Here is a 13853-nt window from a genome sequence, read left to right as displayed (position 1 = left end):
TATCCGGAATTTTGACCGCCCCTGAGCGGCGAGCTGACGAAAATCCATCGTTCGGTGCACGCTCGTGTATCGCCACAGGTCCCCGACGACACTGCTGCCAGCGGCGACCCTTGTCGCGCCTACTCCGCCCCGCTAATCAAAGCGTACTGTTTCGGACTGGTCTGCACTCCAATGTAGAAAGTGGAAGGACTGGTCATACGCCATATATGCCGGCCCTGTCAGGCAATGTATGTCCCGGCGATGCGCCTCGCAGCATTAACGATGCTGTCACGTCGGTCTAGCGCATCCATCGGGGCGATGGGCTGGCCCTGACGCTCGCCGGTACCCATAATCCATCCGTTCTGGGAATGGAACCAGGCGGCGATTTTCCATGAATCGGCAACCGGGCCAAGTGCATCGAGGATCTCCTCAATGACCGGCAACGGCTCGCACATGGTATCGAACTGGTAGCCGGCGAAGTATTCCTGGCCGCCGACGGATACGCCAAATATGCGGCCGTGGCGCTTCCAGTCGCTGGCGGGCTGCCCCGTGTCGGCGGGCGGCATGATCTGAAGCGCATTGATCTGCTCCGCCGTGAGCCAGTCGCCTCGCGCCAAGACCGCGCGCATGGTCTCCCGACGCCGAATGCGCTCCTCGATCAGGGGCGCGACCGGCCCCGTCAGGCCTGTGATCGCGGCAGCAAGATCGTCCGCCCGCTTGAAAACGGCTTCCTCGAAAGGCCTTTTCGTCAGAAGGGCCTCCACCAGATCCTCCAGACCTCGCTTGAGGGAAGGTACGATGGCCGGATCGGTGCCGACCGGCAGGCGTAGGTTGAGCACTAGACCCTCGGTCGGGATATCCATATTCGGTTGGTCATGGACTCGGATCATGGCGTCCTCACTTCATCACATACAGCCTATCATTCCGGGGAGACCATCATCCTGCAGTTCTTCTGCCAGCAGTTCGCGAACGCGCTTGATGACCCAGGCCACCTCAGCCGACGAAATGTCCCACTGTCCCGAGGAAACTTTACGGGTTACGTCGGTTTCGATCCTAGAAAGGATATCAAACAGCGATTGCGATTGATTTTCGCCACGCTTCCGGCGGGCGTAGGACACAAGCTGTTGGACAAGATCTTCACACGCGTCGTATCGCGTGAATAGGTCTTCATCGGTCGGCCCTGAGATAAGCCGATCACCCACCCGACGGAGCAGGACTTTCGGTTGGTACCCACCGACAGCGCCCGGCGCAGGCGCCCGAGGAAAATCGTCAGGAATGGCTGGAGAGTTGATGGTCATGCGGCGCACCGACTTCACAAAAAGCGAGTTCTAGGTTTCTATGGGTGTAAGAGGCTGCAGCAAGTGACTGTCGTATCGCAGTGATATGGGGGCAATCAAGACGGCCGTTCGCAGCTTTAATAAGGGCTGAACGCGTCAAACCTGCCCGTCGGCAGCGAAAGCGACAGTATCAAAGCGCCGCTCATTAACCAGTGCTGGGGGAGATGCGAGATCGCGCCGATTTCGTGTGCACGGCCTCAGCTCACCATGACTGGTTGAATACCATCTCCAGGGTTCGTCGCCTGCTTTTGTTTCGCGCTCCCGCCAGATGCCGGCAACTTGGTACAAGTGGAGGCTGATACCGTCAGCCGCGCGATCCAGTACATAGACGAGAAAGCTATCTCGCTCGCATTCTGAAACCGCCTCGAGCAATACTTCGGGACCAGCCAATAGCCATCCAGTCGGCAGCGAGGAGTCACCCCGTCGCTTGGGCGATGCGGTCACGAGAAAATTCAGGTGCTCGTCCGTCCACCTGACGCAGGCCCACGCCTGGTAGGGCGTCGCAAGTTGCGGATTGAACGCCTCACGTTCGGCCCAAGTCGCATCCGTCACTAACATCCATCTTCCTTGAGGTAACTTACTGACATCCTGTCGAGTTCCTGTTTCGTAATTCACTCGTCGTCCGTTCCCACGGCCAGCGCCCCAACGAGACGCCCCCTCTATGCGACCTCCTGCAATCGTGCTATGCGCGCGTACGTTCCAGATGAAAAATCGTTGATGGTAACAAATGAACACTATAGATTGTAGTTCTTTAGTGTTCGAAATGAGTACATCAAGTCCTTTATGGGAGGACTTGCATGCGCTCCGAGGCCGAGTTCGGCACCGCACTGAAGCGACTTCGCGAAATAGTCAATGTCACGCAGGAGGATTTTGGGCTCATCTCCAGTCGGACGTACATAAGCACGATCGAACGGGGCCTGAAGTCGCCCACACTTGGAAAGATCGAGAAGTTAGCGGGAGTGCTTGGAATCCACCCGCTTACATTGTTGACCGTTGCCTACATGGACCGATTCACTCAGAAAGATATCGATCGGGTGACGAATGGTCTGCGCACACAACTGCTGGAAATCTTTGGAGAGAAGTGACAGTAAAGCTGCGTGTGATTGTGATACACACGTGGCTGAGGGCGGCGACATTCCTCCGACAAGACCGCGTTCGGCCCGGCCATTCTGCCCTGCATAGCTGGGGCGCTGCTCGGCACGCGATCGGCATGACGGTCTTTAACGGCTGTCGGACAACCATTTCGCGCAGATCGTGAACCTGCTGATGATTGTCTCGAGGATCGGCTATTTTGGATAACTAGACGATCCGCCGCGGAGCTTGTGCCCCGTGGATTCCATCCGGCCGGTCAAATGGCCGCTGCCAGGAGAAGCGGCCGTCGATGTCCCATCCGCGCGGTGGTCCGATTCGGGTTGAAATGCGTTCACCGAGCAACGCACAGTTAGCGCGCCAGATTTCCGCAACGCAGCAAAGACCGTCGGCATCAACCACGAAATACGGATACCCTTTTTCCTACCGCTCCTTTTGTTTTCGACTCAATGCTCTGTCCTTATCAGAAATGATCTGTTCTAGTTCGCGGATCTTAAGTTTCTGCTCCAGCAATGCATATAAAAGCGCCTTTTTTTCGAGATTCAGTGTAGAGACTCGTTTGCTAAGCTCTCTCTGCAACTCTCGTTTTGGTGACCCGGAGTTCTGACAGCGCGCAGACTTCCTGTGCGCGAGGATCTCTTGGATAATCTCCGGGTGAGAGACATAAACATTGCCGCGATTTACTTTCGCCACCTGACAAACACGTGAAACAGAAATTTGTGTGCCTGGGTACTCTCGGACAAGGAAGTCAATTGCGGTCCTCAACCGCTCGATTACAGATTGTCTTAGCTCAACAACAGTTGAATTCATGCTCGCCGCTCCTTATCCGCGGATTCCGTCACCGCCTGGTTATTCAACGATGCTAATACAGACGCCGATCGGGCAAGTCGTCGCTGTACCACTAGTATCGTTTGTTCAGAAAGATTTGGCGACTTGAGGAACAGTTCGTCTCTCGCGTGGCGCTGCTCCCAAAATGGTCTATGCTTTTGCGTGACACAAAAATTCCTGCAACGTGCGCAGACGTCGGCACATCGTTCGATGGGATTGGGCCCGAAGTCATCACCGCGGCAAGCCGAGTGCATTCGTGAGTACACGCAGTATCCCCAATAACAAGGCGCCAGCACTACCCCTTTCGAGATCATATCCTCGACCATTGCCTCGAGAACTCTCTTTCCTCGGAAGGTCTTTGGATCGCCCACACTCGCACGTGCGGCCGCAAGGGCGGGAGCAGCCGGCCCAGCTACTTCCGAACTCATCAGTAGATCAGTAAGACCATCCACAAGGTCCTTTCGGTCCTCTTCCCGCATGATCTGTGAGAGTTCGAGGTCGCCACCCCCGTAACTGCCCGCTGTAATCATGTCTCTCAAGTGTCCCAAATGATTCGCGAGTGCGCCCAAAGCATGTTTGTCGCGGCGCATAACCATGCTAGCGAATGTCTTTCGGGCGGCATGTGGATGGAGTCTGTGTGTCGCTGGCCATTTTTTCGCTCTAAACGCCCCTCCTGCGAAGCGTTTGATCATGCGCGGCCCCGAGTTTGCTGGCACACGTCTGGTCTTCCTCCCAACGCCGTCAACGATGCCATTTCCGGCTATGAAAAGATATTTGAATCCGACGCAGATTCTTTGCTGATCATGGAGACGTATCAGCAATTCGATTCCACGTCGTACCGACTCCGGCACGATCCACTGCCTGACAATCGCATGCTTCTTTGCCGCAACTCCTTGGATAAAATAAGCATCAGTTCCGTTATTCAACTGTTGCGCCGCTAGGCAATCCGCCTTAAGGGAGAAGACTTCGCTGATTCTCGGGCCAACCAGAAAAAGAATGGTAACGAGCACGGCATCCTGAGTTGTGGTGATAGCCTTTCTGACCACCGATCCAGTTCTATTGTGCTCCGCCTTAAGGGCAAACACCATTTGCTGAAAAGTGGGGAGTTGGGATATCGAGTGATACTCTTTCTCTGCGGCCCGGCGACGAACTCCATGCGATTTCCCTAGTTGTCGATTGCGTAACTTCCAGATACGAGAAGCAAGCTCCACGGTGAATTCACCATACTGATCAAGCCATGCTAGAGCATCGTCGATCAGTGGAAGCGCCAACGCATCGGGAGCTGGCTTCCATGGATCGCTTCGTGTCGCAGCACCCCGGACCGACCGTTCTTTGCCGAGCCCCCACGGATTTATTCTCAATGGGGCCGTGTATTTTTCCCTGAGTTGCCATAGTGTGTTAAACAACGCCACGTAGGATTTGATCGTTCCAGCGGATCGCGCGGTATTGGTTCGTTGGCCGGGTGATCGCAAGAACTCGATCATGTCGTCTCGTGTCAACTGGCTTAGACGCCATATCTGGCGCTCCGTCATCCAGGAGACCACTACGTTAATGCGCCCCCAGACTCCGAGAACCGTCGCTCCGCTAATACCACCGTACCGAGCACCGAGTAAATCCATATAAGCGGACATGAACTGTTTCAAGCTTCGCGTCAGATATTGACGTTGATGCCTCGTCGCGTCGTCCGCCAACGCGAGTTTGCCCCAGTACAATTTAAGCTCTCGCTTTACGTACAATTCTGTCTGTGGAATTGTCCACACATCCTTGTTTTTCGATACCAGATTCTTGTGTGGATACATGGTCGCTACTCCAGAAACGGAACAGGAAACGCGTCAGCTATCGCAGCCGCCTTTTTTAGTATCGTCTCGGGGACGCGAGGCAATAGCTCCTGCTGAATCGTCCGTAAGGTTGGTTGATAGATAGCGTCAAATCGAGCTTTCCAGCCTTCGGTGGTGGCCTTCTCCTCCGCCTGCGTCAGAGCGCTCATGGCCGTTATAAGTTTGGCTATAACAGACACGTTGTCGAGCGGGACAAGTGAGCCAGGACAACCCGCACAATGTAGGAAGTTGTCACAAAGTTCGCCAGCTCTCGTTCCCGGCGCAATGCCCTCGAAAGGCGATTTGCACGAAAATCCGAAGAGAGTCTGATGAGCCTCGACGTTCGGCGGAATATCTTTTCGATTGGGCTGCTTGCCGGCCCTTCTGGTATTCGACTCGCCTTCGATCTCTTGCTGAGCACGGTTTATGGTCGCGTTCCAATTGTCCTTCACATTGTCGAGATCCACGTACTTGAGCGACGTGTCTTTGTCCTTGTGGTTTAAGACGACCTGCGCGCTTTGCAGTCCGTCCGCGCTGGCCTGTGCCGACATCAATTCGCCCGTTGCCAGTTGACGCGCAGCGACGCGGCGGTGAAGTTCGGCATTTGTGGCGCGGAACATCTTAGGAGTGAAGTCGGAAATCTGATGTTTCGCTCGAAACGCGTCAAGTAGCAAGAACATAAAGCTACGGTCCGGAGTGACCGCCCTGCGATCGACCGTCATGGCCAAGAAAAGATGGTCGGCATCACGACGCCGAGTCCGCGGTTGTAAGTTCTCGGTTAGAGTGATCAAACGTCGAGCCACGCCTGTTGCACTCCAGCGCAATTTGACCGGGAATTCGGCTCTCTGCATTGAGTCGGCGCGAGGCTTAAACCATTCAAGCCATTCAAGATCATCCCGAAGAGGATGCGCCGAAATGCAGGTTCGATGCATATTTCTTATCGAGTCCGGATTCCCAGCCGACTGTATCAATATCAGCAAATAGAAGGGCACAAGGTCGGATGACGTAATCCAAAGCGATCTATATAACGCTCTTATTCCACCACTTTCAACGACTCCTCTCCATAGACTGCTTTTCATCTCAGAGCGGCGAGGCAAGACACCTCCGCCCAACTCCAGAAGCTCACGAATCAGATCGTTATTTCCGGGATAGACCCATCGGCCGTTGGATTGGATGAATACCCGATTTGCTAGTCGACTTTCAATTTGATCAATCTCTTCCCTGCATATACTCAATATTGCTTTTATTTCATCTTCGCTCAAATGCTCCGGTTCCGTTTCACGCTTGCGAGGAAACGAGAGGATGTCTTCGGCGAGAGATTTGGCGACCAGGCCGGTAAAATTTCTGTGCAGAGAAGAGGTTAATCGGATTGCGACATTTAGCGTAGATGCACGGCTGGCATTCGCCAAATGTTGCTCGGCGAGCCACGTGCGAAATCGGTTCAACACGTCCGATGGTAAAGGTAGGGTCCGGTGGATCTCGGTGCTCGAAAGAAACGTTGCGAACTTGCGGAGTTGCGCGAAGGCGGTTATCTGCGAATCCGGGCGAGTATGCCCATACTCCAATTCGAACGCGCTTTTCATGCCAGTCGCTAGCCTGAAGTCAAGTCCGAGCTCTGCGAAATTTAAGCAACCATAATGCTCGCCGGCTGAATCCTTCAGCGCGAGCTCGATTTGCTCGGCATTTTCCACAACACGTCCACGCATCAGGTTGCTCCGTACAGGTAATCGAGCGCCGATCGCACAGAATCGCTCCGAACCTGAGTGGCCTGGAGATAGATTTCGGCAGTTTTCATTGATGCATGGCCGAGCAGAATCTGAAGAACTTTAAGGGGATTGATTCTTACGCCTTGCGCCGCTTTTTCGGAAAGAACGTCAAACGCCGTTATGGCAAAGGTGTGTCGAAGGTGATGAAGCGTGGACGCGCAGTTGGCCTCCATCGCAGCCCGTGAGTATGCACTGGAGAGAGTCTCGCGCGAAAGGGGCGATCCGTTTTTCAAAAAGACGTGAGTGTCATCGGGGCGTATGGGTTCTCCCCGCTCCACCTGGATATACCACCAAGTTTCGTCGAGCAAACCGCGTGGCACATAAAGATTTAAATTCTTGTCGCCTTTTCGACGAATAGTTAATTTGCCGAGAACGTCCTGGCGACCGATTGACTCTCGCGCTTCGACTATCTGCTCCACGGAAAGCTGGCAAAGTTCAAAGCGTCGAATCCCGGTGCAAACAGCCCATTTAAACGCGAGAGAGTAGGGGTTCGGCACCGACGCAACAAGCTTCGAGACCTTTTCCGTAGGTAACGCGACAGGTAGCTTGTTTGTGACTAGTGGGATGCCAATACGACCGCGTCGCCGATAGACATCGCTGTCGCTATATTGGGTTCGAACGAGCGCTTTGTTGTCCGCAATCCATTTCCCTAAAGAACTGTGGAACAGCTCCTGCTGCTCTCCCCATTCGTAGAAAATCGCCACAATGCGAAGTGTCAGTGCGATTGTGGCGCTGCTTCGTTTCCTGTTTCCTCGGGCAGTAAGTTCATGGGTTAGAAGATTCCTAAACTGCTTAAAATGGATCTCGGTTGCGTCTTCCACCCTGCACGAATGGTCGACAAGATACCTGCACCAAGCCAGCAACCCTTCGCTATATGTTCTGACAGTGTCTCCGGTCACGCTGTGCGAAAAGAGCGCCGTCTCGGCCAGGAAAAGAGAAGGTAGCCATGCGACGGTGTAGTCAGTATCCTCGAACAACACCACAACCAAGGGGACATCAAACAGCACCGCATCGCTCACGTCGATTTGGTACGGCATGAGTAATTGATCCGACATGAGTAACTGGCCCAGTGCAGTTACCGAGCCAAAGTCATTTCGGGGTCGGATTCCAATTGATTGCAGCATTGAAGATCCTTAAGGCACGGCTCAGCTCACTTATACCACCCGAGCGCCCCGCGTATGCCCGTACAGACACGCACCTCGACCTAATGCCCGAATTCGATCGTCACGTGCTGGAGACACTGCGCGAGCCGCTCGAAGCCGGCCGCATCACGATCTCGCGCGCCGCGCTGCAGGCAGATTTCCCCGCCGCCTGTCAGCTCGTGGCGGCCATGAATCCTTGCCCCTGCGGCTGGCGCGGCGATCCGGGCGGCCGGTGCCGCTGCACGCCGGACGGCGCCGCGCGCTACATGCGCAAGCTCTCGGGGCCGCTTCTGGACCGCATCGACATCCAGATCGAGATTCCCGCCCTCAGCGCGGCCGAACTTGCTGGCCGCGCCGCCGCGCCAGGCGAGCCGAGCGGCGCGATTGCCGTGCGCGTCCGCGCTGCACGCGAGCGCCAGTTGGCTCGACAGGGGAAGACCAATCGCGAACTGGCGGGGCGGGAGGTAGACGAGGTGTGCGAAACGGACGCGGACGGCGAAGCGCTGTTGCGGGAAGCGGGCGAGCGCTTTGGCTGGTCGGCGCGGGCGTACTACCGCGTGTTGAAGGTCGCGCGCACGATTGGCGATCTGGCCGGTGCCAATCGGCTTACTGCCGCGCACGTCGCCGAAGCCATCCAGTACCGGCGCACCGCGCTATCCGTATGAAGGCAAAAAGCGCGTGTCAAGACTTGACTTATGCACAAATATGACTAGTGGCCGACGCGGAACAAGATTTCCGGCAATTCATCGAACGGCGCGACGAAACTCATTGATTCTATTGGATTTTCGTCCACGCCCCGATTTGCTTGCAAACTGACAGAAAGCCCACGGGACGGGCCTTTCAGCGAATTTCGGCCGAGTTCTCAACAGAGTTATCCACATCCAGTCCGGAACACGGAAAAATCCTCGTGAAATCCGTGCATTAGCGTACAAAGCTGCCAAGGAACCTTCATTTAACATATTGGTCTACCGCATCTTCATACGGACTTCGGCGCCGCGTTTAGTGATCAGTACAGCTTGAACGACCCGAAAAACTGATCGATCTGTTCCGGCGCCGGCTCCTTGCTGGCGATCACCGCCGCCTGGTACACGTGCGTTCCCTTAGCCACCAGCCGTACATGAATCATTCGCGGCTCCTGCTTCGGCCCGGCTTTCCCGCTCAAGGTCATTTCGAAGCCCGGCACGGCGCCGCCTGCTGCAAGCGGAATCTGCACCGCCCGGCCGCTCGGCTCTGCGCCCACGTTGCGGGCCATCCCGTCGCGCAGGAAGTCGAGCACCTTCTGCTGTAGCTGCGGGTCGCCGCTCGGCAAAGTGAGGGTGCCGACCGCGAAGACGACGTGATCGGCCTCGGCGGTCTGCATGTGCATCTGCAAGGGCGTACCGTCGATGTCGACGCGACGGTCATCGGTACCCGGCCGGGCCGGCAAGTCCACCGTGTAGCCGCTGTCGTTGTTCATCACCGTGCGCCAGTCGTAGGTGGGCGTGCATGCCAGCAGCGCGCTCGCAGCCAGCCCGCCACACGCCAGCCGCAGGAACTGTTCCAGTGTGGCGCGCGCTGCCAGGCGGAAGTTGCGGCCAGTCGGCAACGCGCCGTGTTTCGCGCCGGTCGGACACAATTTCGTTTGCGACAGAGGGAAGCGGGATGAAAACAGCCGGAAAGCAAAGAGAAATACGGTACGGAACATGAGACGCATAAAAGGTACGGGAAACCGGAATGGCATTATCCGTCGCCGCTCGGCATTCTGCCGCAGCCGCCGATTGCCGCTAGAATAAGCAGGTTAATCGCGTTGAGCGCCGGATCGCGGCGAACCGAGGTTCCATCCATGAGTCAATCATCTGTTTCCACTCGTCGCTCCAGCCCGGTGCGGTACATCGCGGCGGCGGTTGTCGCGGGCGCTATTGCCGTTGCAGGCTATTTCGCCTTCAACGGCCAGCAGCACGCACCCGACGCAACCTTTACGCTGCTGTCCGGCCAGAAGGTCTCCACGTCCGAACTGAAGGGCAAGGTCTATCTCGTGAATTTCTGGGCGACGAGCTGCACGACGTGCATGCACGAAATGCCGCAGATGGTCCAGACGTACAACCGCTTCAAGAGCCAGGGACTGGAATTCGTTGCCGTGGCGATGAACTACGACGCGCCGATGTACGTCGCCAACTACGCCGAAACGCGCAAGCTGCCGTTCAAGGTAGCGCTCGACGACGGCTCCGCCGCCAGGCAGTTCGGTAACGTGCAACTCACACCGACCACGTTCGTAATCGACCGCAACGGCAAGATCCTGAAGCGCTATGTCGGCGAACCGCAGTTCGCGGAACTCGACCAACTGCTGCAACAAGCGCTGAGTACCTGAGACGCCGAGGCGTCTGCATGCGGCGGCTTGCGACAGAACGCTGCCGCTCCGCAATCAAAGACGAACAAAACGCTTTAACGAAAATGCCGCCCCTCAGGTCGGCGTTTTCGTTTTCGGTCACCCGCCGCGCTCGGTTTCCGCACGAGCCGCCAGCCCGTATCGCTTGATCTTCTCGTAGAGCGTTGCCTTGCCGAGTTGCAAGCGGTCCGCCGCAGCCGCTACCGCGCCGCCGCACTGCGCGAGCGCATCGGCAATCACCGCGCGCTCGAACTGCTCTACTCGCTCCTTGAGCGACAGCGCGTCGGCCTCGCCGCCCGACGCGGCGAATGAATCCTCGCTCACGCCCAGCACGTAGCGCTCCGCGGCGTTGCGCACTTCGCGCACGTTGCCCGGCCAGTCGCGCTGCATCAGCGCGAGACGCTGGCGCTCGGTCAGAATGGGCGCGGGCCGCTCGTAGCGCACGGCGGCTTCCAGCAGGAAGTGCTCGAAGAGCGGCACGATATCTTCGCGACGTTCCGCAAGGGGCGGCAGCGAAATCGTCACCACGTTGAGGCGGTACAGCAGGTCGCGACGGAAGGTGCCGGCGGCCACCAGCTCCAGCATGTCGCCCTTGGCCGCCGCCACCACGCGCAGATTCACGCGAATCGACTGGTTCGAGCCGAGCCGCTCCAGCACGCCGTCCTGCAACACGCGCAAGAGTTTCACTTGAAGCGAAAGCGGCATGCTCTCGATCTCGTCGAGAAACAGCGTGCCGCCCGATGCGTGCTCGAGCTTGCCGATGCGCCGTTTGGCGGCGCCCGTGAAGGCGCCGGGCTCGTAGCCGAACATCTCCGATTCGAACATCGGCTCGGGCAGCGCGCCGCAATTCACGGCGATGAAGGGCTTGTCCTTGCGCGGCGACATCTCGTGCAGGCTGCGCGCGACGAGTTCCTTGCCCGCGCCCGTGTCGCCGTTGATGAGCACGGATGCGTCCGTCGGCGCGACGTTGGCAATGAGCCGGCGCACTTGCTCCATGGCCGGACTACGACCGATGATGCGCGGCGCCACGGCGTTCTGCCCCGCCAGTTCGCGGCGCAGCGCCAGGTTTTCGAGCATCAGGTTGCGCCGCTCCAGCGCGCGGCGCACCGTCTCGGTCAACCGTTCCGAAGGAAACGGCTTTTCGATGAAGTCGTACGCGCCGTCGCGCATCGCCTGCACGGCCATTGAAATGTCGCCGTGACCGGTGACGAGAATCACGGGCACGTCGGGCGCGCGCTCATGGCAATGGGCGAGCAGGTCGAGCCCGCTTGCTCCGGGTAGCCGGATGTCGCTCACGATCGCGCCGGAAAAATCCGCGCTGATCGCGCCCATCGCCTCTTCCGCAGACGCATAGCCGACCACGTCGAAGCCCGCCAGTTGCAGGCTTTGCATGCCAGCGCGGCGCACGAGCTCGTCGTCCTCGATATAGAGCACCTGCAAACCTTCTTTCACCATGATTCGTTCGCCATCCTGATTCATGAGCTCGCCGTGAGCGCGGGCTTCGGCACGGCGGCGCGCGGCAGCGTGAGCACGAAGAGCGCGCCGCCGGGGCCGTCCGTCGCGTTTTGTGCAGTGAGCGAGCCGCCGGAGTCGCGAGCAATCGACGAAGAAATCGCAAGGCCGAGTCCCAGCCCTTGCCCCATCTCCTTGGTCGTGAAGAACGGCTCGAAGAGGCGCGGCAGCACGTCTTCCGGAATGCCCGGGCCGTTGTCGCGCACGGAGAGCGCGACCGTCTCGGGCTGGCTTGCGTCGATGCATACCTCGATGCGCGGGTGCGGCATGCCCGCCACCGCGTCCAGCGCGTTGCCAATCAGATTGATCAGCACCTGCTCGAGGCGCAGGTCGTCGCATTGAGCAACGAGCGAAACGCTTTCGTCGACGCCTTCGGCATTGAGGTCGAACGGGCGGCGAACCGGCGCGGCGGTGCCCGCGCCCGCGCCAGCCTCAGCGTCGGCCTCGGGGGCCTCGATCAGCCTCACGTCCAGCTCCACCTGTTCGAGCCGTTTCTGCAAAACGGACAACGCATTGCGCAGCGCCCTCGCCACCGGCGCCCGCGCGCTGCGCGGCCGCGCCCGCCCGACGAACAGCTTCAGCTGATTCGTGATCTTGCCCATGCGTTCGGTGAGCGACGCGATCGCGAACAGATTCTCGCGAGCCGAACCGTAATCACCGCGTTCGAGCAGCAGGCGCGTGTTGTCCGAGAAAGTGCGCAGCGCCGCGAGCGGCTGGTTGAGTTCGTGCGTGATGCCGGCGGCCATCTGGCCAAGCGCGGCGAGCTTGCTGGCCTGCACGAGTTCGTCGTGCGCGGCACGCAATTCCTGCTCGGCACGCGTGCGCTCCGAGACTTCTTTCTTGAGCTGTTCGTTGGCCTGCGAGAGGTCGACGGTGCGCTCTGCCACGCGTTCGTTGAGCTCCGCATACGCCTTTTGCAGCAGCGCGCGGCTGCGCATCACCTCGCGCACGCGCGCGCGGCGCATGCGCCAATAGAACGCGAGCAGACACAGCGACACATAGCCGAAGCCAGTCACGACGGTGGCATTGCGGGCGTCGGCGTCGACGGCATCGACCGGCGACATCGTGACCAGATGCCAGTCCGGCTCGCCCACGGCCCGACGCGTGGCGAGGTAGCGGACGGCGCCGCGTCCGCCACCTACGCGCACGATGCGCGCATCGCCTTCGAGCACCTGCTGCACGGTGACCGGCAGCGGCGTGATGTCCTGCTGTGCGTACTGGCGGGTCTGATAGATCGAATCGGCCACGGCGCCCGAGAGCGGCCGCACGGTATGGTATTTCCACGTCGGAACCGAGGACAGGAAGATCACGCCGTGGTCGTCGGTGACGAAGAGTGGCTCGGACACATCCGTGCCCGGAAACCATTCGAGATTCAGCTTGACGACAGCGACGCCCACGATACGGCCATCGCGCAGCACCGGCTGCGAAATGTAGTACCCCGGATCATGCGAGATCGTACCGATGCCGAAGAAGCGGCCCACGCCGCCTTTGATTGCATCGATGAAATACGGCCGGAAGCGATATTCCACGCCGGCGAAGCTGTCCGGCTGCTGCCAGTTGCTGGCGGCCACGCAGAGGCCGTCCGCGCGAATGATGTAGGTGGTGGTGGCCCGCGCGTGGCGGTTCACAGCCTCGAGGTAGTGGTTCGCGCGCGCGACGAGCGCGGGTCCGGGGTTCGGCGTGACGAGCGCCTCCTGCACGGCGGGATGGCCGGCCACCAGATACGGCAGCGATTCGTAGCGCTCCAGCGTGCTCTTGAGCGCGCTGGTAAGGCGATCGCCGCGCACGGCAGCGTTGCGCCGCAGGTTGTCGATGCCGTGCTGCCACGCAACCGTCCACGTGAGCGCGCACGCTGCGGCGAGCCCGGCGAGAAGCGCGAAGAGGATCAGCAGGCGGCGCGTCACGGCAGCGGATTCCAGAGGGTGATACCCGCCCATTGTGGCATATCCGGACACGCCGCCCGAAGCGTGCTGCGCGGGCGCCGCGGCCATCCGGCACGGCGCCGCGTCATGCATCGC

The 13853-nt window shown here is 58.9% G+C and carries 12 protein-coding genes and 1 pseudogene; 3 read left to right on the top strand and 10 right to left on the bottom strand.

Annotated elements, in window-relative coordinates; genetic code table 11:
* Positions 1-218 precede the first annotated feature (218 nt).
* The 3 genes from PXJ20_RS03900 to PXJ20_RS03890 form a co-directional block, all read right to left on the bottom strand.
* The gene (locus PXJ20_RS03900) at positions 219-842 is read right to left on the bottom strand and encodes a hypothetical protein (protein ID WP_233411939.1); all 624 of its coding nucleotides are present in this window, start codon (positions 840-842) and stop codon (positions 219-221) included.
* Positions 843-884: 42 nt separating this feature from the next.
* Entirely contained in the window at positions 885-1277 is a 393-nt protein-coding gene (locus PXJ20_RS03895; RefSeq protein WP_199545211.1) for a hypothetical protein, read from the bottom strand.
* A 135-nt stretch (positions 1278-1412) separates the two neighbouring features.
* Positions 1413-1874 (bottom strand): hypothetical protein, encoded by a 462-nt coding sequence (locus PXJ20_RS03890; RefSeq protein ID WP_199545212.1) that lies wholly within the window; start codon positions 1872-1874, stop codon positions 1413-1415.
* A gap of 239 nt (positions 1875-2113) precedes the next feature.
* Between PXJ20_RS03890 and PXJ20_RS03885 the strand changes: the two genes are divergently transcribed.
* Complete coding sequence (locus PXJ20_RS03885) at positions 2114-2401, top strand: helix-turn-helix domain-containing protein (RefSeq protein ID WP_199545411.1); 288 nt, start codon at positions 2114-2116, stop codon at positions 2399-2401.
* A 427-nt stretch (positions 2402-2828) separates the two neighbouring features.
* Here PXJ20_RS03885 and PXJ20_RS03880 read toward each other — a convergent pair whose 3' ends face one another.
* The 4 genes from PXJ20_RS03880 to PXJ20_RS03865 are packed head-to-tail and all read right to left on the bottom strand — an operon-like array spanning position 2829 to position 7940.
* Positions 2829-3215, bottom strand: coding sequence for a hypothetical protein (locus PXJ20_RS03880; RefSeq protein ID WP_199545412.1), 387 nt, complete (start codon positions 3213-3215; stop codon positions 2829-2831).
* Complete coding sequence (locus PXJ20_RS03875) at positions 3212-5032, bottom strand: hypothetical protein (protein WP_421030216.1); 1821 nt, start codon at positions 5030-5032, stop codon at positions 3212-3214. The genes PXJ20_RS03880 and PXJ20_RS03875 overlap by 4 nt, the downstream gene beginning before the upstream one ends.
* A gap of 5 nt (positions 5033-5037) precedes the next feature.
* Complete coding sequence (locus PXJ20_RS03870; protein WP_421030215.1) at positions 5038-6756, bottom strand: hypothetical protein; 1719 nt, start codon at positions 6754-6756, stop codon at positions 5038-5040.
* The gene (locus PXJ20_RS03865) at positions 6756-7940 is read right to left on the bottom strand and encodes a tyrosine-type recombinase/integrase (protein ID WP_199542751.1); all 1185 of its coding nucleotides are present in this window, start codon (positions 7938-7940) and stop codon (positions 6756-6758) included. The genes PXJ20_RS03870 and PXJ20_RS03865 overlap by 1 nt, the downstream gene beginning before the upstream one ends.
* Before the next feature lie 74 nt (positions 7941-8014).
* Between PXJ20_RS03865 and PXJ20_RS03860 the strand changes: the two are divergent.
* Positions 8015-8623 (top strand): annotated as a pseudogene (locus PXJ20_RS03860) (ATP-binding protein); the annotation flags it as partial.
* Between the two features lie 341 nt (positions 8624-8964).
* On the opposite strand, the gene PXJ20_RS03855 reads toward PXJ20_RS03860, so the two are convergent.
* Positions 8965-9642, bottom strand: a complete 678-nt coding sequence (locus PXJ20_RS03855; RefSeq protein WP_421030214.1) for a hypothetical protein — start codon at positions 9640-9642, stop codon at positions 8965-8967.
* Positions 9643-9780: 138 nt separating this feature from the next.
* Here PXJ20_RS03855 and PXJ20_RS03850 point away from each other — a divergent pair, with 138 nt between their 5' ends.
* Positions 9781-10305 carry a TlpA disulfide reductase family protein gene (locus PXJ20_RS03850; protein WP_421030213.1) on the top strand — a complete coding sequence of 175 codons (525 nt, stop codon included), beginning with the start codon at positions 9781-9783 and terminating at the stop codon, positions 10303-10305.
* Positions 10306-10422: 117 nt separating this feature from the next.
* Here PXJ20_RS03850 and PXJ20_RS03845 read toward each other — a convergent pair whose 3' ends face one another.
* Both PXJ20_RS03845 and PXJ20_RS03840 read right to left on the bottom strand, forming a co-directional pair.
* Positions 10423-11778 (bottom strand): sigma-54-dependent transcriptional regulator, encoded by a 1356-nt coding sequence (locus tag PXJ20_RS03845; protein ID WP_026120998.1) that lies wholly within the window; start codon positions 11776-11778, stop codon positions 10423-10425.
* A gap of 20 nt (positions 11779-11798) precedes the next feature.
* Positions 11799-13850 carry a sensor histidine kinase gene (locus PXJ20_RS03840; protein ID WP_421030212.1) on the bottom strand — a complete coding sequence of 684 codons (2052 nt, stop codon included), beginning with the start codon at positions 13848-13850 and terminating at the stop codon, positions 11799-11801.
* Positions 13851-13853: the final 3 nt, after the last annotated feature.

This window comes from Paraburkholderia sp. A1RI_3L (assembly GCF_048957895.1).
GTDB classification, from domain to species: Bacteria; Pseudomonadota; Gammaproteobacteria; order Burkholderiales; family Burkholderiaceae; genus Paraburkholderia; species Paraburkholderia kururiensis.
Note: the sequence above shows the minus strand (reverse complement) of the source record. Positions and strands in the feature narration are given on the sequence as shown.

What these genes read in the sequence shown, in the direction of transcription:
- PXJ20_RS03850 (WP_421030213.1), top strand. Translation starts at nt 9,781, where the DNA reads ATGAGTCAATCATCTGTTTCCACTCGTCGCTCCAGCCCGGTGCGGTAC.
- PXJ20_RS03845 (WP_026120998.1), bottom strand. Translation starts at nt 11,778, where the DNA reads ATGGTGAAAGAAGGTTTGCAGGTGCTCTATATCGAGGACGACGAGCTC.
- PXJ20_RS03895 (WP_199545211.1), bottom strand. Translation starts at nt 1,277, where the DNA reads ATGACCATCAACTCTCCAGCCATTCCTGACGATTTTCCTCGGGCGCCT.
- PXJ20_RS03885 (WP_199545411.1), top strand. Translation starts at nt 2,114, where the DNA reads ATGCGCTCCGAGGCCGAGTTCGGCACCGCACTGAAGCGACTTCGCGAA.
- PXJ20_RS03880 (WP_199545412.1), bottom strand. Translation starts at nt 3,215, where the DNA reads ATGAATTCAACTGTTGTTGAGCTAAGACAATCTGTAATCGAGCGGTTG.
- PXJ20_RS03870 (WP_421030215.1), bottom strand. Translation starts at nt 6,756, where the DNA reads ATGCGTGGACGTGTTGTGGAAAATGCCGAGCAAATCGAGCTCGCGCTG.
- PXJ20_RS03865 (WP_199542751.1), bottom strand. Translation starts at nt 7,940, where the DNA reads ATGCTGCAATCAATTGGAATCCGACCCCGAAATGACTTTGGCTCGGTA.
- PXJ20_RS03840 (WP_421030212.1), bottom strand. Translation starts at nt 13,850, where the DNA reads ATGCATGACGCGGCGCCGTGCCGGATGGCCGCGGCGCCCGCGCAGCAC.
- PXJ20_RS03855 (WP_421030214.1), bottom strand. Translation starts at nt 9,642, where the DNA reads ATGTTCCGTACCGTATTTCTCTTTGCTTTCCGGCTGTTTTCATCCCGC.
- PXJ20_RS03875 (WP_421030216.1), bottom strand. Translation starts at nt 5,032, where the DNA reads ATGTATCCACACAAGAATCTGGTATCGAAAAACAAGGATGTGTGGACA.
- PXJ20_RS03900 (WP_233411939.1), bottom strand. Translation starts at nt 842, where the DNA reads ATGGATATCCCGACCGAGGGTCTAGTGCTCAACCTACGCCTGCCGGTC.
- PXJ20_RS03890 (WP_199545212.1), bottom strand. Translation starts at nt 1,874, where the DNA reads ATGTTAGTGACGGATGCGACTTGGGCCGAACGTGAGGCGTTCAATCCG.